Source organism: Pseudomonas karstica (assembly GCF_009707515.1).
Classification (GTDB): domain Bacteria; phylum Pseudomonadota; class Gammaproteobacteria; order Pseudomonadales; family Pseudomonadaceae; genus Aquipseudomonas; species Aquipseudomonas karstica.
In genome coordinates this window covers 1-23,822 of sequence record NZ_WLYI01000053.1, presented here as the reverse complement: position 1 = coordinate 23,822, position 23,822 = coordinate 1, and the positions used below count along the sequence as shown (strand labels likewise).

The following is a 23,822-nucleotide window of genomic DNA, read 5'->3' as shown; positions in this document are numbered from 1 at the left end:
CGATAACATTCGCTCTAAAAATAAAAACAAAACAGAGATCCTCGCCATGAAAACGCTTCCGAAAACCCTGTGTTTGCTGGCCCTGAGCATCACCCTAGGCACCGCCACCCTGGCGCAGGCCGACTCCAAACCCGCGCCCATCCGCATCGGCGCGTCCTTCCAGGAAATCAACAACCCTTACTTCGTCACCATGAAAGACGCCCTGCAGGAAGCCGGGGCGACGATTGGTGCGCAGATCATCATCACTGACGCTCGCCATGACGTCTCCAAGCAAGTCAGCGACGTCGAGGACATGCTGCAAAAAGGCATCGACATCCTCCTGATCAACCCCACCGACTCAGTCGGTGTGCAGTCCGCCGTCAAGTCCGCCCATGCCGCTGGTGTGGTGGTGGTCGCGGTGGACGCCCAGGCTGAAGGCCCGCTGGATTCCTTCGTTGGCTCGAAGAACTTCGATGCCGGCTTCCAGGCCTGTGAATACCTGGCCAAGAACATCGGTGAGAAAGGCAATATCGCCATTCTCGACGGCATCGCGGTGGTGCCGATCCTGGAGCGCGTGCGCGGTTGCAAGGAGGCTGTGGCCAAGCACCCCGACATCAAGATCGTAAGCATCCAGAACGGTAAGCAGGAGCGTGACCAGGCGCTGACCGTCACCGAAAACATGCTCCAGGCCCAACCCACTCTCAAGGGTATTTTCAGCGTCAATGACAACGGCTCCCTCGGTGCGCTCTCGGCTATTGAGGCCAGTGGCATGGACGTCAAGCTGGTGAGCGTCGACGGTGCGCCGGAAGCGATCAAGGCGATCCAGAAACCGGGCAGCAAGTTCATCGCCACCTCGGCGCAGTTCCCCAGGGATCAGATCCGTTTGGCGCTGGGTATTGCCCTGGCCAAGAAGTGGGGCGCACAAGTGCCCGCCAGTATTCCGGTAGATATCGCCCTGATCGACCAGGCCAAAGCCAAGGATTTCAGCTGGTAAACCGTCCAGGCCCCACGCAAGTCGTGGGGCACGGGACACCTTCTGGATGAGAGGTCGGCGGTATGAGCAGTCTTCTGCAGTTGGAAAATATCTGTAAGCGCTATCCGGGTGTGCAGGCCCTCAAATCCATCAACCTGCAAGTGGAGCGGGGCGAGATTCATGCCTTGCTCGGGGAAAATGGCGCAGGAAAATCGACCCTGATGAAAATCCTCGGCGGTGTCGAGCATCAGGATGAAGGTCGAATCCTGATCGACGGCCAGGCGCAGCAGTTCGCGACGTATCGTGATGCGATTGCGGCCGGGATCGGCATCGTGTTCCAGGAGTTCAGCCTGATCCCTGACCTCACGGCGGTGGAAAATATCTTCCTCGGCCATGAACTGAACAACCGTTTTGGCCTGTTGCGCAAACGCGAAATGCAGGACGCCTCAGAGGTGTTGTTCAAACGCTTGGGTGTGACGATTGATCTGCAATGCGCGGTCAGGCACCTGAGCGTGGCCGAGCAGCAATTTGTCGAGATCGCCAAGGCCCTGGCCCTGAATGCGCGGTTACTGGTGCTCGATGAGCCCACCGCCACCCTCACACCCAACGAAGCCGAGTTGCTGTTCGAGATCATGCGTGAGCTCAAGCGACAGGGGGTGGCGGTGATTTTTATCTCTCACCACCTGGAGGAAATTTTCCAGGTGTGTGATCGCATCAGTGTCTTGCGTGACGGCGGCAACGTGGGGGTTACCGATGTGGCTGACAGCGATATCGACCGCCTGGTGGAAATGATGGTGGGCCGGCGCCTGGAGTGCAGTTTTCCGCCCAAGCCCACCCACGCCCGCGGGCCTCTGTTGCTGGAGGTCAAGGACATCCAGTTGGTGCGTAACGGTCCCCATAACCAGTTCCAGTTGCACAAGGGCGAGATCCTCGGCTTTGCCGGGTTGGTGGGCTCGGGCCGTACCGAACTGGCCCTGGGCATGATGGGCGCACTGCCGGCTGTGAGCAAAGAAGTATGGCTGCGGGGCGAACAGGTCACGCTGGACGACCCGGCCCAAGCCTTGGCCCACGGTATTGGCCTGTTGCCGGAAAGCCGCAAGAGTGAGGGGTTGATCACCGATTTCAGCATTCGCGAAAACATCTCCCTCAATAACCTGCGCAAGTATCAGGGCACCAGTGGCCTGATCGACAAGGGCAAGGAGTGCGCCAGTGTCGAGGACTTGATGCGAAAGTTGTCGATCAAGGCCCCCAGCGGCGAGAGCCGGGTTTTCAATCTCAGCGGCGGTAACCAGCAAAAAGTGGTGATCGCTCGCTGGATCAATCATCACTGCGACGTGCTGGTGTTCGACGAGCCCACTCGTGGCATCGACGTCGGCGCCAAGGCGCAGATCTACGCATTGATGCGCAGCCTCACCGAACAAGGCTACGCGATCATCATGATTTCCTCGGAACTGCCGGAAATCATCGGCATGTGCGACCGCGTCGCGGTGTTCCACAAGGGCGCCATCGTCAAGGTTCTGGAAGCGTCTGCCGTCAACCCACAAGAGGTCATGCGTCATGCCACAGGGGGCTCCAGTGAATACGTCCATTGATACCGTCGACACGAGTCGGCTGCGCTTGAACCTGGCGCGACTGATTCGCTCGCCCGCGTTCTATCCCTTTGTCGGGCTGTTGGTGGTCACGTTGGTGATGATCTTCGCCAGCGACAATTTCCTCACTGCCAGCAACTTGTCGAACATCGCCCGGCAGGTGTCGATCAACGCGATTATCGCGGTGGGCATGACCTGCGTGATTCTTACCGGTGGCATCGATTTGTCGGTGGGGCCGGTGATGGCCTTGTCCGGCACCTTGACGGCCGGCTTGATGGTCGCAGGCCTGCCGCCTGGCCTGGCAATAGGGGCCGGGATGCTGATCGGCGTGGCCTTCGGGATCGGCAATGGCTTCTTCGTCGCTTACCTGCACATGCCGCCGATCATCGTCACCTTGGCGACCATGGGCATCGCACGCGGCTTTGGCCTGATGTACACCGACGGTTATCCGATTTCCGGATTGCCTGAGTGGTTCGGCTTCTTTGGTCGCGAAAGCCTGTTCGGCCTCCAAGTGCCGATCCTGATCATGCTGGTGACCTACCTCGTGGCCTATGTGCTGCTGCAACACACCCGCATCGGCCGCTACATCTATGCCATCGGTGGTAACGAGGAGGCGGTGCGTTTGTCTGGCGTGCGGGCGGCGCGGTTCAAGTTGCTGGTGTACGGCATCAGTGGCTTGACCGCCGCGATTGCCGGCCTGGTGCTGACTTCGCGGCTGATGAGCGGTCAGCCGAATGCCGGTATCGGTTTCGAACTGGATGCGATTGCCGCCGTGGTCTTGGGTGGCGCCTCGATTGCCGGTGGGCGTGGAGTGATTGTCGGCACCTTGCTTGGGGCAATGCTGCTGGGGGTGTTGAACAACGGTTTGAACATGCTTGGGGTCTCGCCCTACGTCCAGAGCGTGATCAAGGGCGGGATCATTTTGCTGGCGATCTTTATCAGCCGTCAGCGCCACAAGTAATTGAACAACGTTTTCTCGACGCGGCCCGTTGGCCGCGATGGGTTTCCTCATGCTCAAAAAAGGTCAGAACACCATGGAAAAGCACAGCGAAATGCAAGCCGTCGTCTGCCACGGCCCGAAAGACTACCGCCTGGAACGCATTACCAAACCCCAGGCGCGACCCAATGAACTGGTGATCCGCATTGCCGCCTGCGGGATTTGTGCCAGTGACTGCAAATGCCACTCGGGGGCGGCGATGTTCTGGGGGGGCGATAATCCGTGGGTCAAGGCGCCTGTGGTACCGGGGCATGAGTTCTTCGGTTATGTGGTGGAAGCGGGCGAGGGCGCCGAGGAGTACTTTGAGGTCAAGGTTGGCGATAAGGTCATTGCCGAGCAGATTGTGCCGTGTGACAAGTGCCGCTTCTGCAAGTCAGGCAAGTACTGGATGTGCGAAGTGCACAATATCTTCGGCTTCCAGAAGGAAGTCGCCGAAGGCGGCATGGCTCAGTACATGCGTATTCCCAAGACCGCCATCGTGCACAAGATTCCAGAGTCGGTGTCCCTGGAGGATTCGGCGTTGATCGAGCCGATGTCCTGTGCAATCCACACCGTCAACCGTGGCGAGATCCAGCTCGATGATGTGTTGGTGATTGCCGGTGCCGGCACCCTGGGCCTGTGCATGGTCCAGGTAGCCAAGTTGAAAACCCCGAAGAAACTGGTGGTGATCGACATGGTGGACGAGCGCCTGGAACTGGCGAAGAAGTTCGGCGCCGATGTGGTGATCAACCCGTCCCGGGACAACGCTCGCGAGATCATCAACGGCCTTACCGACAACTACGGTTGCGACGTGTACATCGAGACCACGGGCGTACCGGTGGGTGTGACCCAGGGCCTGGAGCTGATCCGCAAGCTGGGGCGGTTTGTCGAGTTCAGTGTGTTTGGCGCCGAAACCAGCGCCGACTGGTCGATCATCGGCGACCGCAAGGAGCTGGACGTTCGTGGCGCGCACCTGGGACCTTATTGCTACCCCGTGGCTATCGATCTGTTCGAACGCGGCCTGGTGACGTCCAAGGGCATCGTCACCCATGACTTCCCGCTGGATAACTGGGCTGAAGCGTTCGAGCTGGCTAATTCGGTGGAGTCGATCAAAGTGCTGTTGAAACCGGTTCAATGACTATGGAGTACGTCATTGGCGTGGACATCGGTACGCAAAGCACCAAGGCGCTGCTGGTCGATGCTCAAGGACAGATCATCGCCCAGCACAGCCAGGGTTATCGCGTGGATACCCCGAAAGTGCGCTGGGCCGAGCAGTGGCCGCAGGTCTGGCTGGAGGCGGTCGAAGCTTGCGTCGCCCAGTGCATGGCCAAGGCGGATGTTGCCAGGGAACAGGTCAAGGCACTGTGCATCAGCAGTCTTTACGGTGGCTCGGGCATTGCCGTGGATGCCGCCATCAAGCCGCTGCACCCGTGCCTGATCTGGATGGACCGGCGAGCGGGTGAACAGGTGGAATGGGTACGTGAGCATGTCGACCTGGAGCGTCTGTTTCAGGTCACCGGCAATTCGGTCGACAGCTATTACGGTTTCACCAAAATGCTCTGGCTCAAGCAGCATCAGCCGCAGGTGTGGGCCAACACCCGCTACCTGCTGCCGCCCAACAGCTACATCAATCATTGCCTGACTGGCGAGTTGGCGGTGGATCACAGCAGCGCCGGCAATATCGGTGGTGTCTACGATGTGGCTCGACGCGGCTGGTCTATCGAGATGCTGGCGGCGCTGGATATTCCCCAGGCGATGATGCCCGAGCGGTTGTTGTATTCCGACGAAGTAGTGGGCGGTTTACTGCCAGAGTGGGCCGGGCGCCTGGGTTTGCAGGCGGGGATGCCGGTCTTGGCCGGGGGGGTCGATGCGGCCATGGCGACACTGGCGGCAGGGGTGACCCGACCGGGCAATCATGTAGCGATGATCGGCACCAGCATGTGCTGGGGCTATCTCAACCAGCAGGTGGATGCTCGCCATGGCTTGGTGAGTATGCCCCATGTCTATAACGGTCATCAGGACCTGTACATCTTCGGCGGGGCGATTACCGCCGGCGCGTCGGTCAGTTGGTTTCGCGAGCAGTTTTGCCAGGCCGAGGAACTGCAGGCGCAACAGACCGGGCAAGACAGTTTGTGGCTGCTGGAGCAGAGCGCGTTGAAGATCCCGGCGGGCAGTGAAGGGCTGTTGTTCCTGCCGTACCTGATGGGAGAGCGCAGCCCGGTGTGGGATGACCACGCCAGTGGCAGTTTTGTCGGCCTGAATCTCTATCACAGCCGTATTCACCTGTACCGTGCGGTGTTGGAAGGAGTGAGTTTTGCCCTGCGTCACAATATCGAAGCGGGCACGCGGGGCGCGCACTCCCTCGATCCGCGGCTGATCGTGGTGGGTGGGGCGAGCCATTCGGATTTGTGGATGCAGATCATTGCCGATGTCACCCATTACCCGGTGTACACCATCGTCCAGGAGGTGGAAGCAGCCCTGGGAGCGGCGTTGCTGGCGGCGCATTCGGTGGGACTGGTGGATGCGAGGCAGATGGAAAAGGGCTGGGTGCAGCTGGAGCTGCGGGCGGAGCCGGAGGTTGAGAATACCCAGGCCTACGACCGTTCATTCGCTAATTATCTTGAACTGTACCCCGCGCTGAAGTCACTGATGCACAGCCTGTAGGAGCGAGCTTGCTCGCGAAAAACGTTAACGATAACAAGTGCTTCCTGAAGGTACGCGGTGCCCTTGCGTTTTTCGCGAGCAAGCTCGCTCCTACAGGGGCTCCACACCCAAGGTTCCTGTGATGACCACCACCTTCAACTTCACCCATCAACGCATCCTCGTTACCGGCGCCAGCAGCGGCATCGGCCGGGAAATCGCCGAGCAACTGATCGCCAGTGGCGCCCAGGTGTTCGCCCTTGGCCGTGACGCCCGGGCGTTGTCCCAACTGGGTTGCGAAACCCTGTGCCTGGACATCGCCGACAGCGCCGCCCTGGACCTCGTCCTGCAAGACCTGCCGCCGATGCACGGGCTGGTTAACTGCGCCGGTATTTCGCGCCTGGAGCCGGCGGCAGCCATCAGCAGCGCTGCGTTCGACCAGGTGATGAACGTCAATGCCCGGGCGGCGGCGCAAGTCGCCAGCCGGGTGGCAGCAGCGATGATTGCGGCGAAGATTGCCGGCAGTATCGTCAACGTGTCCAGCCAGGCGTCATTGGTGGCGCTGGACGATCACCTCGGCTATTGCGCCTCCAAGGCGGCGCTGGATGCAATCACTCGGGTGCAATGCGCTGAATGGGGGCGTTTCGGGATTCGGGTCAATAGCGTCAACCCCACCGTAACCCTGACGCCCATGGCGCAAATGGCCTGGTCCGATCCCGCCAAGCGCGACCCGGCATTGGCAGCGATACCCCTGGGGCGCTTTGCGCAAACGGTGGAAGTGGCCTTGCCGGTATTGTTCCTGTTGAGCGATGCCGCCAGCATGATCAGCGGGGTCAGCCTGCCCATCGACGGTGGCTACACTAGCCGCTAACCGTTCTCCAGTTTGCCGGAAATCACCACCTTGTCCCGAGGCTTGTGCGGGTCGTCAAGGCGGTCCAGCAGCAGCTGTACCGCGCTGCTGCCAGCCAGGGACGCGTCGTGGGCCACGCAGGCAATCGGCACACCGAAGATATCGGCGAAGGGCAGGCGGTCGATACCGCAGATGGTCAGGCTTTCGTGGGGGATGTTGTGCATGCGCAAAGCACGTAGGGCGCCGAGGGTGATCAACTGGTTGAAGCCCATGATCGCGTCCGGCGCCGAGTGTTCGGCCAGGTAGTCGAGGGTGTGCAGGTAGGAGGGCAGGAGCGTGTAGTCGCCAGCACGCACTTGGACTTGCACGTGAGGGTGCCCGGCCAGTACTTCTTGCAGGCCTTTGAGGCGCTCCACGGTAATGCGTGAGTGTTCAGGTCCGGTCAGCACCAACAGGCGCTTGAGATCAGGCGTCTGGCGCAGCAGGTAGCGTGCGGCCTCGATGCCGCTGTGGTAGTTGTCCAGCACCACGCGGCTGAATGGGCTGTCGTGGATCGTGCGGTCGAGCAACACCACCGGGGTCTTGCCGTTGCCCAGGCGTTCCAGGTAGTCGGGCTGGTAGCTGGGTTCATCGGAGACCGGTGACAGGATAATCCCCGCCACCCGGTACCCCAGCAGGGTATCGACGGCCTTGCTTTCCAGCTCTTCCAGTTCGTCGGTGTCCACCAGCATGATGGTGTAGCCGTGCTTCTTCGCTTCCCGGGAAATGGCCTTGATCATCTCGCTGTAGAACGGGTTGTCCACCGACGCGGTAATCACCCCGATGATCAGGCTTTCGCTACGCTTGAGCCCGCGCGCGAAGGCGTTGGGCACATAGTCCAACTCTCGCGCCACCTCAAGGATCCGCGCCAGGGTGGCGGGCTTGACCAGATCAGGTTTGCTCAGCGCCCGGGAGACCGTGATGGTGGTCATGTTGACCCGTTTGGCGATGTCGCTGATGGTGACGGACTTTTTCTTGTTCATCGGGAGGCGTGACCAGAAGAAAACAGGATGAGGCTAACATGGGAGCCGGTTCAAATCACCGGGTCCCAGCGTTGCGACCAGTCGCTCTGCGCTTTCACCACGGCCCGCAGCAACTCCAGCGCTTGCTGCAACACCGTCGAGTCGCGCGCCCGTGAATACACCAGGTAGGTGGGGAAACTGAACTCCGGCGCCTTGGGCACCCGCTCCATCACGCCGCTGTCCAGGTAGCTCTGCACCACCCGTGTGCGGAAGTAGCCGGCCCCGCCGTTTTCCAGGATGTACTGCAGCGCCACCGGCCCCAGGTTGAAACTCAGGGCCGCCCGGGCCTTGTCCGGCAGGGCGGCGTCGTGTTGCTGGCGAAAACCCTGGCCCCAGTCGATATAGACATAGGGTTCGGGTTGGCTCACCAACTGCACTAGGATCAATTTTTCTTCCAGCACTTGCTCCACTTGCAGCCCCGGCCAGTACTGCGGCTGGAATACCAGTGCGGCGTCGAGCACGCCCAGTTCCAGTTGGCGAAGCAAGTATTCACCTTCGCGGATTTCGGTGCGCAGGGCGTAGCCGGGGATGTGCTGGCGCAGGGCCTGGGCCCAGCCGAGCATCAACGGGTTGCACAGGCTGACCTCGCCGCCGATATGCAGCACATTGCGGTAACCGTCGGGCAGGGGCAGGTCGCGACGTGCGGCTTCCCAGGTTTGCAGCAACTGGTTGGCGTATACCACAAAGGCTTCACCGTCGGCGGTCAGGCGTGCGCCGGCGCGGTTGCGCACAAAAAGCGTACTGCCCAATTGGCTCTCCAGGTTTTTCACCCTGGCGGTAATAGCGGTCTGGGTGACGTGCAGTTTCTCGGCCGCAGCGGCAAGGCTGCCGTAGCGAGTGATCTCGAGGAAGGTGCGTGCCAGTTCGATGTCCATAGAGGCCCCGCTATAGGAGCGAGCGTGCTCGCGAAAAACCTGAACGATAACACGGGGGGTCCTGGGTAAACGCGTCACCCTCAGGTTCTTCGCGAGCAAGAACTAGACGCCCTCGCGCCTACAGGATCTTGGGAGCTTGCAGGTGCGAGGTTGGGAAGGCCTTGGCATACGCCTGGCAAACTCGTAATACCTGATGATCAGCAAACCGCGCGCCCACCACATGCAACCCCACCGGCAAACCATTCGCCGCCAGCCCGCAAGGCACTGACGCCGCCGGTTGCTGGGTCAGGTTGAAGGGGTAGCTGAACGGTGTCCATTCCATCCATTCACCCAGCCCGGACCCCGGCGGTACGTTGTGCCCGGCTTCGAATGCGGTAATTGGCATCATCGGCGACACCAGCACGTCGTAGTGCTCATGGAACGCAGCCATACGTGATACCAGCATCGCCCGTGCTTCCAGGGCCGCGTTGTAGTCATTCAGGCTCAACTGTTCACCCTGTTCGGCAATGCGCAGAAGACCTGGATCGAGCAATGCGCGCTGCGGCTCCGTCAACTGTCCCGCCAACCGCGCCGCACCGGCACACCATAGGGTATTGAAGACCTCCAGCGGGTCACTGAATCCTGGGTCGATCTGTTCCACATGAGCCCCCAGTTGCACCAAACCTTCCACCGCCTGGGCGACGACCCGGGCCACCTGTGGGTCCACGTCCACATAGCCAAAGTTGGGGCTATAGGCGATGCGCAGCCCTTTCAAATTATCGCCCATCGACAACCACGGCGTGGTCCTCGGCGCACCGATCAGACCATCCCGGGCATCCGGCCGGGCAACGGCTTGCAGCATCAGCACCGCGTCTTCCACGGTGCGGGTTATCGGCCCCAGGTGCGACAGGATAGTCATGGAGCTGGCCGGCCACTGCGGCACGTAGCCAAAGGTCGGCTTGATGCCAAAGGTCCCGGTAAATGCACAGGGAATACGGATCGAACCACCGGCGTCACTGCCCTGGTGCAACACCCCCAGGTTCAACGCCGCCGCCGCACCGGCACCACCGGACGAACCACCCGCTGTCATGCGCGTGTTCCACGGGTTGCGGGTGATGCCATATAACGGGTTATCGGTGACGCCTTTCCAGCCGAATTCCGGCGTGGTGGTTTTGCCCAGCAGTACCGCCCCGGCCTGACGCATAAAAGCCGGGAACGGCGCATCCACATCCCACCGGCCCTCGTCTGATGTAGTGCGCGAACCCTTGCGGGTCGGCATTCCCACGGTCAAGGTCAGGTCCTTGATGGATGACGGTACGCCATCCAGTGCGCCGCAAGGCTCGCCCTTGAGCCAGCGTTGTTCCGAGGCCCCGGCGGCCTGTAATGCGCCTTCGGGATCGACATGGCAGTAGGCGTTGACCACCGGGTTGTAGCGTTCGATGCGCAACAGCGTATCTGCGGTGACTTCCACCGGGGATAAGGTTTTATCGCGGTAGTGAGCCAGCAGTTCCACTGCCGTCAGGTTGGCTATCTCGCTCATGCCGCTTTTTCTCCCTGTGCCGCATTGATCATGGCCCTCAGCAGCACTGCACAACCTGCCGCGAGGTCATCCGGTGCGGCGTTTTCGATCTCGTTGTGGCTGATGCCACCTTCGCACGGTACAAAGATCATCCCTGTCGGCCCCCGTTCGGCGACGAAGATCGCGTCGTGTCCAGCGCCGCTGACGATGTCCATGTGGCTCAAGCCCAAGGCGCTGGCACCGTCGCGCACGGCGTTGATGCACGCAAGGTGGAAGTCCAGCGGCGCAAAGTCGGCGGTGGGTGTCAGCTCAAAGGCCAAGCCATGCTGCGTGGCGGTGGCTTCGATCACTTCACGCACTTCATCGACCATGGCTTGTAGCTTGTCGGCATGCAGGTGGCGCAGGTCGATGGTCATGTGCACCTGGCCAGGAATCACGTTGCGCGAGCCAGGATGCAGGCTCAGGCAGCCGACGGTGCCGCAGGCATGGGGTTGTTGTTCATGGGCGATACGATTCACCGCGCTGACCACCTGGGCGGCACCCACCAAAGCGTCCTTGCGCAGGTGCATCGGTGTCGGGCCGGCGTGGGCCTCGACGCCTGTAAGAGTCAGGTCGAACCATTTCTGGCCCAGGCAGCCCATGACCACGCCAATCGTGGTGGCCTGGTCCTCCAGCACCGGGCCCTGCTCGATATGCGCCTCGAAATAAGCGCCCACCGGGTGGCCCAGTACCGCGCGCGGACCGGCGTAGCCGATGCGTTGCAATTCGCTGCCTACCGACAGGCCCTGGTCGTCCTGTTTGTCGAGGGTATCCTGCAAATCGAACTTACCGGCGAACACCCCGGAGCCCATCATGCACGGAGGGAATCGCGACCCTTCTTCGTTGGTCCACACCACCACTTCAATCGGCGCCTGGGTCTGGATATTCAAGTCGTTGAGGGTGCGGATCACTTCCAGGCCGGCCATCACCCCATAACAGCCATCGAATTTTCCGCCTGTGGGCTGGGTGTCGATATGGCTGCCGGTCATCACCGGAGGCAGGTCAGGGTTGCGCCCTGCGCGACGGGCGAAGATATTGCCGATAGCGTCGACGCTGACGCTTGCCCCTGCCGCCTCGCACCACTGTACAAACAGGTCGCGGGCCTCGCGGTCCAGATCCGTGAGGGCTAGGCGACATACGCCGCCCTTGGGGGTGGCGCCCAGGCGAGCCAGGTCCATCAGTGATTGCCAGAGGCGGTCGCGGTTGATCAGCGGGGCGTTGCTATTGAGCACTTGCGACAAGTCCACGGAAGTATTCATGAGGCGTCTCCGGTCAGGCACTCAGGGCCAGGTAACGGTTCTTGATCGTCGGGTCGGCGCGGAAGGCGTCGGCACTGCCTTCGTAGACCACGAGGCCCTGTTCGAGCACGTAGTGGCGGTCGGCGAGCTTGTCGCAAACCATCAGGTTCTGTTCCACCAGCAGTACCGGCAGGCCGTCGTCCTTGACCTTGCGCAGGATCTTCACCAGTTCATCGACGATCACCGGGGCGAGGCCTTCGGTGGGCTCATCGAGGATCAGCAGCTTGGGATCGTTGAGCAGGGCGCGGGCGATGGCGAGCATCTGTTGTTCGCCGCCAGACAACGCATGGCCAGCGTTTTTGCGGCGTTCCTTGAGGCGCGGGAACATCGCGTAGACGTCTTCCATCTGCCAGCGGCTGGTCTTGCGCACGGCGATGCGCAGGTTTTCTTCGACGCTCAGCAGGCGGAAAATCCCGCGATTCTCCGGCACCAGTGCCAGGCCTTGGCGGGCGATTTCAAAGATTTTCCGGCCCACCAATGGTTGGCCATTAAAATGAATTTGCCCTTGGCGCGGGCAGATAATCCCGAGGATGCTGCGCAGGGTGGTGGTTTTGCCGGCGCCGTTGCGCCCCAGCAGGGTTACCAGTTCGCCAGGGTTGACGGTCAGAGATACGCCTTCGAGGACGTGGCTCTTGTCGTAGTAGGAATGGATATTGTCGACGGTCAGCATCAGGCGGCTTCTCCCAAATAGGCGGTGCGCACGCGCTCATCGGCGCGGACGAATTCCGGTGTGCCTTCCACCAGGATCTGGCCGTGGCTCATCACGGTGATGCGTTGGCTGATGGACATGACGATGCTCATGTTGTGCTCGATCAACAGCACCGTGTGGTCGCGGCCCAGGTCGCTGATCAGTTGGGTCATGATCGGAATATCGTCGATGCCCATGCCGGAGGTGGGTTCGTCGAGCATCAACAGTTTGGGTTTGGAGCAGATCGACATGCCTACCTCCAGCACCCGCTGCTGGCCATGGGACAACTCGCCGGCCAGGGTGTGGGCGCGAGCGCTGAGTTGCAGGCGTTCCAGCACCTGGTCGGCCATCTCCAGGTGTTCGCGCTTGCTGTCCACCCTGCGCCAGAAGTTCAGGGCCTTGGCACCGTCACGGCCCTGTGCAGCCAGGCGCAGGTTTTCCCGTACGCTGAGATTCTGGAACAGGCTGGTGAGCTGGAATGAACGGGCCATGCCCAGGCCGACGCGGCCGTGGGCGGGTTTGCGCATCAGGTTCTTGCCGTCGAAATGGATCGCTCCGGCAGTGGCTTGGCGTTCGCCGGTCAGGCAATGAAACAGGCTGGTCTTGCCGGCTCCGTTGGGGCCGATGATGGTGTGGATGGTGCCGGCCTCGACCTTGAGGTTGACGCCGTTCACCGCGTGGAAGGCGCCGTAGGCCAGTTCCAGGTTTTGGGTTTCCAACAGGATGCTCATAGCGGCTTCTCCTTGGTCGCAACGCTGGCCTTGGGGTTGCCGCGTACACGTTCGAACAGCGATGACAAGCCACCCCACAACCCGCCGCGCATAAAAATCACCACCATGATCAGGATCACCCCCAGCAGCATCAGCCAGCGCGGCCACAGGTCGGAGAGAAAATCCCCCAGCAGCACGATGGAACCGGCCCCCAGCAACGAGCCGAACAACGAGCCGGTACCGCCGACGATGGTCATGATCAGGATGTTCTCTGACATCGCCAGGTCGATATTGGACAGCGGCACAAAGTGCAGGAGCATGGCGTACAGCGCGCCAGCAATCCCGGTGACTGCGCCGGACAGCACGAACACCAGGATCTTGAAGTGGCGGGTGTCGTAGCCGATGGCCGAGGCACGGGTTTCGTTTTCGCGGATCGCCATCAGCGTGCTGCCGAACGGTGAAGCGATCACCCGGCGCGCGCCAATGAAAATCAACAGGAACAGCACCGCGACAAAACCGTAGAACGCACGGGCGTCGGTCAGCGACAGCAGCACGGTGTCACCGATACGGATTTGCGGGCGGGGTACGCTGAGCAGGCCGTTGTCGCCGCCGGTCCAGTCGCTCAAGGTGTAGGCGACGAAGTAGGCCATCTGACTGAACGCCAGGGTCAGCATCACAAAGTAGATACCGGTGCGGCGGATCGCCAACGCGCCCACCAGAAACGCCAGGAAACCACCGGCGACGGCGGCGCCCAGCAGTGCGCTGAACAGGCCGAGCTGCAGGTGAATCATCAGCAGCGCCGCGCAATAGGCTCCGGCGCCAAAGAAGATGCCTTGGCCGAACGACAACAGCCCGGTGTAGCCCAGCAGGAGGTTGCAGGCGAGGGCGGCCATGGCAAAGATCAGTATCTCGGTGGCCAGGGTCGCCGAGGGCAAAATCAACGGCAAACCGATCAGTACCGCTATTACCAGCAGCAACATGTAGCGCGATTGGGTTTTGGCGAACGGCAGGGGGTTTTTCTCGCTCATGTCAGGCTCTCCCGAACAGGCCGTAAGGACGCACCAGTATCACCACGGCCATGGCGCCGTAGATCATCAGGCTCGCGCCCTGGGGCCAGAGTGTGGTCATCAGGCTTTGCACCACGCCTACCAGCAAACCGCCGACCAGGGCGCCGCTGAAGGAACCCATGCCGCCGATCACCACCACCACGAAGGCAACCCCGAGGATTTCCGGGCCGACAAAAGGCTGGGCACCGCGCAATGGCGCGAACAGCACGCCGGCCACGCCCGCCAGAGCCACGCCGAGGGCGAAGGTCATGGAGAACAGGCGGAAGATATTGGTGCCCAGCAGCGATACGGTTTCGGTGCTTTCACTGCCGGCCCGCACCAGGGCGCCGAAGCGTGTGCGTTCCAGCAACAGCCATAGGCCCAGGCCTACCAGCCCGGAGAATACAATCAGGAACAGGCGGTAGTAGGGGTAGACGAAATCACCCACCACTAATACCCCACGCAACAATTCCGGCACCGCGACGCTTTTGCCCACCGGGCCCCAGATCATCACGCTGGCTTCCTGGATGATCAGGGCGATCCCCAGGGTCACCAGAATCTGGAACATGTGCGGCAAGTGGTAGATCCGCTGGATCAATAATCGCTCGATAGCCCAGGCCAGGGCGGCCACTACCAGGGGCGCGATCAGCAACGCCAGCCAGAAGCTGCCGGTAAGGCTGACGGCGGTGTAGCAGATGTAGGCGCCCAGCAGGAAAAACGCACCGTGGGCGAAGTTGACGAAGTTCAGCAGGCCGAAAATGATCGTCAGCCCGACCGCGATCAGGAAGTAGATCATCCCCAGCCCGAGGCCGTTGAGAATCTGGAACAGGTAAAGATTAAGCATGCGCGAACCCTCGGACAGGAGGCCGCCAAGGCGACCCTGTCGTGTACAACCGTCAGTTTTAAGCGGGTCAGCCGAGCACGCAGCCCGTGGCTTCCACTGGCGGGAACGACTGGCCGGAGCTGAGCACCTTGGCCAGGTCATCCGTGTCGGCCATGTCGCCGGCCGCCTTGCCCACCAGCAGGTAGTAATCCTTGATGACCTGGTGATCGCCGGCGCGGATCGACTCCTTGCCGGTGGGCCCTTCGTAGCTCAAACCCTGCATGGCCTTGGCCACGGTAGGCCCGTCGAAACTGCCGGTGGCGATGATGGTGTCGAGCATGACCTTGGTGCTGATGTAGTCAGCAGCCAGGGGGTAGGTGGGGTTGATGCCGTATTTGGCCTGGGTCAGCTTCACCAGTTCGCGGTTGAGCGGGGTGTCGACCTGGTGCCAGTACTGCGCGCCGAGGTATACGCCTTCCAATACATCGCTGCCCAGCTCCTGGAACTGATCCAGCCCGGCGGACCACACCAACAGCACTTTCATGCGCTCCTTGAGGCCGAAGTTCACCGCCTGGCGCAGGGTGTTGGACGACTGGCTGCCGAAGTTGAGCAGCACCAGTACGTCGGGTTTGGCGGCGATGGCGTTGGTCAGGTAGCCGGAGAACTCCTGCTCCTGCAACGAGTGGTAGCTGTTACCGACGTGTTCCAGGCCGTTCTCCTTGAGCACGGCCTGGGCACCTTCCAGCAAGGCTTCGCCAAACACGTATTGCGGGGTGATGGTGTACCAGCGCTTGGCATCCGGCAGCAATTTGATCAGCGGCACGATGGTTTCGCTGATGGCGCCGTAGGTAGGCACCGACCAGCGAAAGGTCGAGCTGTTGCAGTCCTTGCCGGTGACTTCGTCGGCGCCCACCGGGGTCATGAACACACCGCCGACCTTGGCCACTTCCTTGGCTACCGCCAACGCTGATGACGACAAGGTGCAGCCCTGGAAGAAGCGTGCGCCGTCCTGAGCAATCGCTTCCTGGACCTTGCGCACCGCCTTGCCGGCGTTGCCCTCTGTGTCGATGACTTTGTAGTTCAGCGGTCGGCCGAGTAGTTCCGGGTGCTGCTCCACCGCCAGGCGCGAACCCATGTCGGCAAATTTGCCATAACTGGCAAAGGCGCCAGACATGGACTTGAGGCCGTAAAAGGTAAAGGGTTCGGCGGCGAATGCAGACCGCACGCCCAGCGGAAGGCTGAGGGCGGCTGCGGCGGTGAGGCTGGCTTTCAACAACGTACGACGCTGCATGGGGTGACTCCCTGGTTTAATTATTGGCAGGAGTGGCAATGGCGATACGGTGGAGCACGGCCTGTGGGCAGGCCTTTTATTGGGGTGAAACTCGGTCAAATGTGGTGCTGTCGGAATCCTCAGGGGTGGTGATCAAACTCCAGCAAGAAATGCGGGCTGACCTGGCCCTCCAGCGCCGTCATGTGGTGTTCGGCATCGCACATGTGTTCGTGCATCAAGGCGCGTACGGCGGCTTCGTCCTCGGCGTGGAAGGCGCTCAGCAATTGCTTGTGATAGTCGAGGTTGGCCGCGTCGAACTGCTTGCGCTTGGGTTTGTAGGCCTTCTTCAATACCACCAGGTCGCGCAGTAAATCGTTGAGAAACTGCGCCATGAAACTCAGCAGCGGATTGGGGCAGGCCCTGGCCAGTAGATTATGGAATTCCAGTTCCGCCAGGCGTTGCTCTCGCTGGCCGGCCTCGCTGTCTTCCGGGGTGCTGCAAAAGTCCACGTTGTCTTGCAGCGCGCGGTAGTCGTCATCGCTCAATCGGCCGAGCACCGACACGGCAAGCTCCACCTCGATGACTTTGCGCAGTTGGTACACCTGTTCACCATCCAGGTGCTGGAAGTGCAGGTAATTGCGCAAGGCACGGCTGGCCGGTTCGGTCCCTGCCTGGTTCAGATAGGCGCCGCCGCTGGGACCGGTGCGGGTGCTGACCAACCCTTCGACCTCCAGGGCCTTGAGCGCTTCACGGGCCGAGCCCTTGGAGCACTGGAAGCTTTCCATCAGCTCACGCTCGGTAGGCAAGCGATCGCCGGGCTTCAAGGCATCAGTGACGATGGAGCGCTTCACCGACTCGACAATCACATCGGAAAGCTTCTGGCGTTTGCGTCGCAGGGGGCGGCTGAGCATGTTTTCTATTTATCGTATTAATGCGGATAAATAGTACTTAATAGGGGTTGGGATAGGGCGTCAACGGTGGGTGTCGCTTTCAGTAAAAAAAGGTCGTAAACGAGTCGGGCGCAGCAATGGCAGCCTGCAACATGCCCTCACGGGCGAGGTGTCAGCACGAGTTTCTCAAACATCGTGCGCACCTGTGGATCGTCACTGTGGGCCACATTAAAACGCATAAAGTCCGCCAACCCCGGGTCATAGCCAAACAACGCTCCTGGCGCCAGGATCATCCCGCGCTTCAGGCCTGCCTCAGCCAGGTGCTCAGCCCTCACGCCAGGGGGCAGGCGTGCCCAGATAAACATTCCGCCTTCATAGCCCATGGGCAGTTCACAGCCACATTCGCGTAGCCATCGTTCAACCCGGCTGCCGGCTTCCAGGAGCCGCTGAACCATACGCTTGCGATGGCGGGCGTAATTGCCCTCACTGAGCAGCCGATAGGCAATCTGTTCGAACAACTCTGATGTAATCCCTCCACTCATCAACTTCATATTGGTCAGGTTGGCCGCCAATTGGGGGGCTGCCACCACATAGCTGACCCGCGCATTGGCGCTGAGTACCTTGGAAAATCCCGACAGATAAGTCACCTGCTCCAGGCCGGCAAGGGCGGCCAGGCGTGGCGGTGGGTTGGGGTGCAGGTCGCCGTAGAGGTCATCCTCGATGATATGGCAGCCGTATTGCCGGGTCAGTTGCAATAGGCGAAAAGCCTGCCCAGGGCTGAAGGAGTGCCCGGTGGGGTTGTGCAGCACGCCGGTGGTCAGGTAAAGACTGGGCCGCTGTTCGGCGAGCAGTTGCTCGAGGGCGGCAAAGTCGAAGCCGTCCGCACGACGCGCGATCGTCACTACCTTGACCCCGTGTAACGCCAGGTTGGCGTGGAAATTGAAGTAACACGGCGCGTCCAGCAGCACTGTGTCCCCGGGACGGGCCAGCAGGCGCACCAGCATGTCCAGGCCTTGCAGGGTGTTGGGGGTGGTAATGATTTGCTCCACCGGCACGGCCAGCCCTTCGCCCTGAAGTTTTTGTTGCAGGGCCTGGCGCAAGGTCGGTAAGCCGGCCGGGGAGCCGAGGCTCGCAATCCGCAGGGACGGAGCTCGCACCACACTGCGCATGGCTTGGCGCAGGGTGTCGGAGTCGAGCCAGTCTTCCGGCAGATGGCCGCCGCCGGGGCGCAGGTCGCCGGGAGCGAGGGTCAGGGGGCGGCGAAGTACGCTGAGCAGGTCTTGAGGCAGCAAATCTACCCAGGTACTGGATGACGGCTGAGCCTGGCGATTGGCGACAAAGTGCCCGCGGCCCTGGCTGGAGGTCAGCAAGTGGCGACCGCGCAATCGGTCCAGAGCCTCGTTCAGGGTGAATTTTCCGACCCCCAGTTGTACGCTCAACGCTCGTACCGACGGCAGTTTGCTGCCCGCGGCCAACTCGCCTGTTTCGATGGCCTGGGCCAACGCCTCGACGATTTGCTGAACCTTGGGTGAGCGGTCATGGAGGCGAATCTGCGCAATGGGCATGCTGAGGTCCTGGGTTTACCGCAAACATTACCGGTAAAGTACGTATGAATAACCATGGAGTTTACCTGCCTCTTTCCCACCTTGCAGTCCTAGACTGCGCGGTATTCCTTCCCGCGGTGAAACCCATGGCCAGCGCACTGACCTTGTCTTCGTTCCTGTATTTTCTGTTGTTGTGTACCACCCTGGCGTTCAGCCCCGGCCCCATGACGTTGTTGTTGCTCAGCCTGGGCCTCAAGGACGGCCTGCGCCGCTCCTTGCCGGCGCAATTGGGGGCCAGTGTGTCGTACTTGATTTCGATGCTGGTGTTTGCCGTGGGGTTTTCCGAACTGATCAAGGGCTACCCGCTGATCACCCAAGGCATTCAACTGGTGGGCGTGGCCTACATTCTCTATCTGGCCTACAAGCAGTGGACCAGTAGCGGCGTGTCGATCGGCACCATGGCCCACAGCCCGGAAACTTCGCGCAGCCTGTTCGGCAAGGGCCTGCTGACCGGGCTCTCCAATCCCAAGGCCATTATTTTGTTCAGCGCCGTGTTCCCGCAATTTGCCGCCGTGGGCCAGGACAGTGCTGCCCGCGATATCGCGATTCTCGGCCTGACATTCCTGCTGCTGCAGTTCGCCAGCGGTTGCCTGTACTGCTATTTCGGCCAGCGAATCAAGCACGTGTTGGAAAACCCGCGACGGCGGGCACTGCTGCAGAAAGTCACTGCGGTGCTGCTGTTGGGCGTGGCGACAATGCTGGCGCGGGGTTTTTCCAGCTAGGTGTCAGGCACCTCGAATTTCAGCGCTGCCGGCAAGGGCATCGGTTGAGGTCGGCCTGAAGATCAACAAAGCGGCTTTTGTCAGGTAGGGTGTGCGGTGACTTTCAACAAAAACAAGGACTGGTTCATGATCTTCAGCTTCCGCCGTACGGCTTTGGCCGCCACCCTCGCGCTTTCCTTCGGTTGCACTTTCCCGGCATTCGGTGCCGAACCCCACAAACAGATCCAGGCTGATTCCGAACAGTACAAGGCCGATGCCTTGAAACTGCTGGAACGCCTGGTGAATATCGATTCGGGCTCCGGCTACGAGCCTGGACTGACCCAGGTCCGAGACATCGCCGTCGACGAACTGAAAAAGCTTGGCTTCAGCATCGAGTTGGTGCCCGATGCCGCGGCCAACAACAGCCACGTCATTGCTACCCTCAAAGGTACTGGCAAAGCCAAAATCCTGCTGATGGCCCACATGGACACCGTGTTCAAGGAAGGTTCGGCCGCCGAACGACCGTTCCATATCAAGGATGGCCGCGCCTATGGTCCTGGCGTGATGGACGACAAGGGCGGCATCGTTGCTGGGATCTACGCCCTGAAAGTCCTGAAAAACCAGGGCTTCAAGGACTACGCGCAGATCACGTTCTTGCTGGATGCCAGTGAAGAAACCGGCTCCGAGGCCGCTTCCGAATTGATCCGCAAAACCGCCAAGGGCCATGACGTGACCTTGAACCTGGAGCCGGGGCGCCCGGCCGATGGCCTGGTGGTCTGGCGTAAAGGCAGCGCCACCGCCGTGGTCGAGGTCAAGGGCAAGGCGGCTCACGCCGGCGTCGCGCCGCAGCTTGGGCACAACGCGGCAATGGAAGCGGCCCACCAGATTTTGCAACTGGGCAAATTGGGGGATGAAGAGAAGAAGACCACCATCAATTTCACGGTGTTCAAGGCTGGGGATAGGGTCAACGTGATTCCGGACCAGGCCACAGCCAAGGCCGACGTGCGAGCGGCATTGCCGGAGGAGTTTGATCGAATCGAGAAGGACCTGGCGCGAGTTTCGGCCAACAAGCTGATTCCCGAGACCGAGGTTAAAACCAGCCTGCAACGTGGTTTGCCGCCGATGCCGCAGACGCCGGAGTCCGACAAATTGGTAGCGATTGCCCAAGGGATCTACGGCGAACTGGGACGCACGCTGACCATCGAAGGCAGTGGCGGGGCAGCTGACGCCAGCCTGTCGGCAGGCGTGGGCACACCGACTCTGGATGGGTTCGGAATTGTCGGTGGCAATATCCATACGTCAGAGGAGTATGCCGAGGTAGAGAGTGTGGCCCCGCGGATTTACTTGTTGAGCCGGATGATTATGGAGCTGTCCAAGCGTTGATTTGAGGCCACCACCAACCTCCTGTGAAAACAGATCGAAGTGTGGGAGTTGGCTTGCCGGATCGCGGCGATGGCCAACTCCCGAAGGCCTGGCTTTTGTAGACGCTGTCGAGGTACGAGGCTGCGATAAGGGCCGCAGGACCTTCAGCGATTTCAGCATCTTGGCGTCTGCTACGCAGCCGATCGCAGGCTGCGCCAGCGGCTACAGGAGATCGGTGATCGGTGATCGACGGTCCCCTGTAGCTGCTGTCGAGGCACGAGGCTGCGATAAGGGCCGCAGGACCTTCAGCAATCTCAAAACCCAAACGACTGCTATGCAGCCGAATCGAACGCATTTTCGGCTGGCTGAAAGAAAACCGCCGCATCGCCACACACTTCGACAAGCTCGCGAAAAGTTAGGCAGCGATGGTCCCGTTAGCTTGTGCTATACGGTGTTTGCGATATTATTTTTCGTTTGCCTAGGCGCTGGCTTGCCGGCGATGGCGGTCTGGTCGTTGTCGCTTGGTTTTGGAATTACCAAGTAGACTGATCTTCCAAGCTGGCTTTTTGAAAGTCGTCGCTCCACCCCTCTTTAGCCAGCCTATAGATGTCCTCAAAAAAAGCTCGCGGGTTTTCCATTGTGTCCCAGCCCGAAGGTAACGTGCAGTAGGATTCGGGTTTTTGAATAAATATCGTTGAGAAATCGTATGAATCTTCCTGAAGTGCAGCGCTCAAGACATCAATTAGAGATTTGCGATGCCTATAGTTTAAATCGGTGCTTTTATCTATTATATAAAACTTGATCAGGGGCTCTCTGTCGCTGGGCTGATTAATATCATACCTCTCAAGCTCCTCCCCTAGGTATTCCTCGCGGTCATAAGTATCGAAAGGACCCAGAAAATACTGAAGCTTTGGCTTGTAGGCAGTGTTCAGGAATGGATGCTTTAACATTGTTGTTTGCTCACAGGGAATGCGGTGTAGAGTTTTTTTGTTTTGCGATCGAATTTTACTATCGCGAAGTTCATATTTTCGTTGAGTATTGGGTCGTTAGGGTCTTTTTTGTTAGGTCTGTATCCTCTGCCGCAGCCTTGCATTTCAATCTTGAGGATAGGGTTGCCGAATTCGTCCTCTCCATTGAATGGATCCATTTTGCGTGTTTCTCTGGTCATGGCTTCGTTTAGAACGTGGAATTGCATGGCATGGCTTTTAAATTGTGAGTTGAGCTTCATGGTTTGCTCCGGTGCTGAAATAACGGTTTTGAAAATGGTGCCTGGGTAGCTTAATTTTTTGATTCATTCTGTATAGCCTCGGCGTGGTAGCGAGTAAGACATTCGAGCAGAGTTTTCATAAACTGTCGCTGATCAATGATTTCATCGTCAAAGTAAGTATCAAAAAGATAAAAAACAGAGTCAAAGCTTTCGTCGACGGACAAATAATGACTAATAGTGTCGACAAACCATTTTTGGTCTTCCTTGGTGTATGTAAAAAACTCTGGCATTGTCAGGGTGTCGAAAAGTTCTATGAGTTCTTTTCGGTCATTTACATTTTTCGAGGCTATAATTTCTTCTCTTTCAAGATCCCTAATATTTTCAATGTCATATGTAAACAATAGCCCGCGAAGTATTGAGAGCTTTGGCTGTCTTTTCATATTCAAAATTCCGTATAAGCCGTTATGGGTTTGCCGTTCTGATCGAGAAAAACGACTGCTTTGTTTTGTGTTCCATATTCCAGTCCATTTCTTTTATATCCTTCACCAACGATCTTCCCCATATCCATTGGAGTAGGGGTATCCGCTCGGCCATTAAGTTTAAAAATCAATATGGCTCGGTCAATTGCGTTTAGTTGGTCTCTGTGGCTTAGGTTTTCGGTCGGGTCGGCTGTAGCACTTGGAGTGAGGGGCTGAGGTTCAGGAAGGCCAATGTGCGACATCCATGGTGACTTCCTCCCTGTGTCTATGGAGTCCAGTCCGGTACGGCTAGATGCCGAGTTAATTAGAGTGAGGCTGCCCAGCGCGTACAAAAGTCATGCTGTATTTGTGTATTGGCTTCAGTTGAATTTTTCATAGTCTTCCGCACCTAGTGATACTAGCCAGCTCTTAAAAAAAACAATCTGCTCTTGTGGATCATTTGTTAGATTGTCTTCTTCATAATCAAATATATGAACTATATCTTCTCTTGTTGCAGATTTCCCCATCGTCATTTTATAGGCGACAAGTCCTGCGCTCATTTGAGAGGCCATTCTAGAAGGCATGACATTTTTCTGTGCGCCTTTGCACAGAAATGTTATGTGAGGAAAATCCGCTCTTACTTTTGCAAGACAAACATAGATATCTTTTCCTCGGTAGACCTTCTTGAAATTTTCAGCCTCAGAAAAGGTCATCGTGAGCGCCGTAGCGTCGTACTTTACAGTGACCTCTGTTTTTTGACTGTTGATGATTGCCTTGATTTTTTTAGTGTCCATTTTATTTCCTGTTTGGGTTTGGGATTGAGTAACCAACATAGCTTCCGTCAGCTTTCATAGGTGTAGCGCCTAAAATATCTTCCGTATTTATTTTTTGGTGGATGGCAAATTCCTTTTCCTTCGGGTACGGAGTCAGCTTTCCTAGTTCAGTGTTTACATCATGACCAGCTATGCTTTTTAACGTATACAAGTAGCCTTTTTTGGCTTGGTAGTTGGTGGCAAAGTCAATCCCTGTAAGTCTCAAGGGGGATGTGCTGATGAAGTTGCTTGGTGGGTCATCGCTATCAACGGTGTGCAAGTACAGGTCATTGCTTTCTCCCTTACTTTTGAACCCATATTTAAAGATGATATTTGGGGGTATTTTATCTCCGCGAAAAAGATACTCCTCATCATTCTTGGGCGTTGGCGGCTCAGGGTTACCTTTATCAACCGATGTTCTTGATGACGGATCATCAATACCGACCGATGGCCTACACCCATCCCCACCCGGG

The 23,822-nt window shown here is 59.1% G+C and carries 25 protein-coding genes; 8 read left to right on the top strand and 17 right to left on the bottom strand.

Annotated features, from left to right (window positions below; translation table 11 throughout):
* Positions 1-46 precede the first annotated feature (46 nt).
* The 6 genes from GIR22_RS24920 to GIR22_RS24895 all read left to right on the top strand — a co-directional run bounded on the left by GIR22_RS24920 (position 47) and on the right by GIR22_RS24895 (position 7,028).
* Positions 47-973 carry a substrate-binding domain-containing protein gene (locus GIR22_RS24920; RefSeq protein ID WP_154745935.1) on the top strand — a complete coding sequence of 309 codons (927 nt, stop codon included), beginning with the start codon at positions 47-49 and terminating at the stop codon, positions 971-973.
* A 62-nt stretch (positions 974-1,035) separates the two neighbouring features.
* On the top strand, positions 1,036-2,544 hold the full coding sequence (locus tag GIR22_RS24915) for a sugar ABC transporter ATP-binding protein (protein ID WP_154745934.1): 1,509 nt from the start codon (positions 1,036-1,038) through the stop codon (positions 2,542-2,544).
* On the top strand, positions 2,510-3,502 hold the full coding sequence (locus tag GIR22_RS24910) for an ABC transporter permease (protein WP_154745933.1): 993 nt from the start codon (positions 2,510-2,512) through the stop codon (positions 3,500-3,502). The genes GIR22_RS24915 and GIR22_RS24910 overlap by 35 nt, the downstream gene beginning before the upstream one ends.
* A gap of 73 nt (positions 3,503-3,575) precedes the next feature.
* Entirely contained in the window at positions 3,576-4,655 is a 1,080-nt protein-coding gene (locus GIR22_RS24905) for an alcohol dehydrogenase catalytic domain-containing protein (protein WP_154745932.1), read from the top strand.
* 2 nt (positions 4,656-4,657) lie between these two features.
* Positions 4,658-6,181 (top strand): FGGY-family carbohydrate kinase, encoded by a 1,524-nt coding sequence (locus GIR22_RS24900; protein ID WP_154745936.1) that lies wholly within the window; start codon positions 4,658-4,660, stop codon positions 6,179-6,181.
* A 121-nt stretch (positions 6,182-6,302) separates the two neighbouring features.
* Positions 6,303-7,028, top strand: coding sequence for an SDR family oxidoreductase (locus GIR22_RS24895; protein WP_154745931.1), 726 nt, complete (start codon positions 6,303-6,305; stop codon positions 7,026-7,028).
* Here the strand turns inward: GIR22_RS24895 and GIR22_RS24890 are convergent.
* The 11 genes from GIR22_RS24890 to GIR22_RS24840 all read right to left on the bottom strand — a co-directional run bounded on the left by GIR22_RS24890 (position 7,025) and on the right by GIR22_RS24840 (position 18,770).
* Positions 7,025-8,029 carry a LacI family DNA-binding transcriptional regulator gene (locus tag GIR22_RS24890; RefSeq protein WP_154745930.1) on the bottom strand — a complete coding sequence of 335 codons (1,005 nt, stop codon included), beginning with the start codon at positions 8,027-8,029 and terminating at the stop codon, positions 7,025-7,027. The genes GIR22_RS24895 and GIR22_RS24890 overlap by 4 nt on opposite strands.
* 50 nt (positions 8,030-8,079) lie before the next feature.
* Positions 8,080-8,943, bottom strand: coding sequence for a LysR family transcriptional regulator (locus GIR22_RS24885; RefSeq protein WP_154745929.1), 864 nt, complete (start codon positions 8,941-8,943; stop codon positions 8,080-8,082).
* A gap of 118 nt (positions 8,944-9,061) precedes the next feature.
* A complete protein-coding gene (locus GIR22_RS24880; RefSeq protein WP_154745928.1) occupies positions 9,062-10,462 on the bottom strand; it encodes an amidase in 1,401 nt (466 codons plus the stop codon).
* The gene (locus GIR22_RS24875; RefSeq protein ID WP_154745927.1) at positions 10,459-11,739 is read right to left on the bottom strand and encodes a Zn-dependent hydrolase; all 1,281 of its coding nucleotides are present in this window, start codon (positions 11,737-11,739) and stop codon (positions 10,459-10,461) included. The genes GIR22_RS24880 and GIR22_RS24875 overlap by 4 nt, the downstream gene beginning before the upstream one ends.
* Positions 11,740-11,752: 13 nt before the next feature.
* Complete coding sequence (locus GIR22_RS24870; protein ID WP_154745926.1) at positions 11,753-12,448, bottom strand: ABC transporter ATP-binding protein; 696 nt, start codon at positions 12,446-12,448, stop codon at positions 11,753-11,755.
* A complete protein-coding gene (locus GIR22_RS24865; RefSeq protein WP_154745925.1) occupies positions 12,448-13,197 on the bottom strand; it encodes an ABC transporter ATP-binding protein in 750 nt (249 codons plus the stop codon). The genes GIR22_RS24870 and GIR22_RS24865 overlap by 1 nt, the downstream gene beginning before the upstream one ends.
* Positions 13,194-14,204 (bottom strand): branched-chain amino acid ABC transporter permease, encoded by a 1,011-nt coding sequence (locus GIR22_RS24860; protein WP_154745924.1) that lies wholly within the window; start codon positions 14,202-14,204, stop codon positions 13,194-13,196. The genes GIR22_RS24865 and GIR22_RS24860 overlap by 4 nt, the downstream gene beginning before the upstream one ends.
* Before the next feature lies 1 nt (position 14,205).
* Positions 14,206-15,066 (bottom strand): branched-chain amino acid ABC transporter permease, encoded by an 861-nt coding sequence (locus GIR22_RS24855; RefSeq protein WP_034107356.1) that lies wholly within the window; start codon positions 15,064-15,066, stop codon positions 14,206-14,208.
* Between the two features lie 67 nt (positions 15,067-15,133).
* Positions 15,134-16,336 (bottom strand): ABC transporter substrate-binding protein, encoded by a 1,203-nt coding sequence (locus GIR22_RS24850; protein ID WP_154745923.1) that lies wholly within the window; start codon positions 16,334-16,336, stop codon positions 15,134-15,136.
* 119 nt (positions 16,337-16,455) lie between these two features.
* Positions 16,456-17,226, bottom strand: a complete 771-nt coding sequence (locus GIR22_RS24845) for a FadR/GntR family transcriptional regulator (RefSeq protein WP_154745922.1) — start codon at positions 17,224-17,226, stop codon at positions 16,456-16,458.
* Between the two features lie 137 nt (positions 17,227-17,363).
* A complete protein-coding gene (locus tag GIR22_RS24840; protein ID WP_154745921.1) occupies positions 17,364-18,770 on the bottom strand; it encodes an aminotransferase-like domain-containing protein in 1,407 nt (468 codons plus the stop codon).
* A 125-nt stretch (positions 18,771-18,895) separates the two neighbouring features.
* On the opposite strand from GIR22_RS24840, the gene GIR22_RS24835 reads away from it, so the two are divergent.
* Both GIR22_RS24835 and GIR22_RS24830 read left to right on the top strand, forming a co-directional pair.
* Positions 18,896-19,531, top strand: a complete 636-nt coding sequence (locus GIR22_RS24835) for a LysE family translocator (protein WP_154745920.1) — start codon at positions 18,896-18,898, stop codon at positions 19,529-19,531.
* A 126-nt stretch (positions 19,532-19,657) separates the two neighbouring features.
* Entirely contained in the window at positions 19,658-20,893 is a 1,236-nt protein-coding gene (locus GIR22_RS24830; RefSeq protein WP_154745919.1) for a M20/M25/M40 family metallo-hydrolase, read from the top strand.
* Positions 20,894-21,405: 512 nt separating this feature from the next.
* On the opposite strand, the gene GIR22_RS24820 is transcribed toward GIR22_RS24830, so the two are convergent.
* The 6 genes from GIR22_RS24820 to GIR22_RS26030 form a co-directional block, all read right to left on the bottom strand.
* Positions 21,406-21,822 carry a hypothetical protein gene (locus GIR22_RS24820; protein ID WP_154745918.1) on the bottom strand — a complete coding sequence of 139 codons (417 nt, stop codon included), beginning with the start codon at positions 21,820-21,822 and terminating at the stop codon, positions 21,406-21,408.
* Positions 21,816-22,100 (bottom strand): hypothetical protein, encoded by a 285-nt coding sequence (locus GIR22_RS24815; protein WP_154745917.1) that lies wholly within the window; start codon positions 22,098-22,100, stop codon positions 21,816-21,818. Before GIR22_RS24815 ends, GIR22_RS24820 begins: the two co-directional genes overlap by 7 nt.
* Before the next feature lie 50 nt (positions 22,101-22,150).
* Positions 22,151-22,519, bottom strand: coding sequence for a hypothetical protein (locus tag GIR22_RS24810; RefSeq protein WP_154745916.1), 369 nt, complete (start codon positions 22,517-22,519; stop codon positions 22,151-22,153).
* Between the two features lie 2 nt (positions 22,520-22,521).
* Positions 22,522-22,800, bottom strand: coding sequence for a hypothetical protein (locus tag GIR22_RS26550; protein ID WP_246208486.1), 279 nt, complete (start codon positions 22,798-22,800; stop codon positions 22,522-22,524).
* 117 nt (positions 22,801-22,917) lie between these two features.
* Positions 22,918-23,331, bottom strand: a complete 414-nt coding sequence (locus GIR22_RS24800; protein ID WP_154745915.1) for a hypothetical protein — start codon at positions 23,329-23,331, stop codon at positions 22,918-22,920.
* A gap of 1 nt (position 23,332) precedes the next feature.
* The coding region (locus GIR22_RS26030; RefSeq protein WP_425502951.1) for a scabin-related ADP-ribosyltransferase at positions 23,333-23,822 on the bottom strand (490 nt) is incomplete at its 5' end.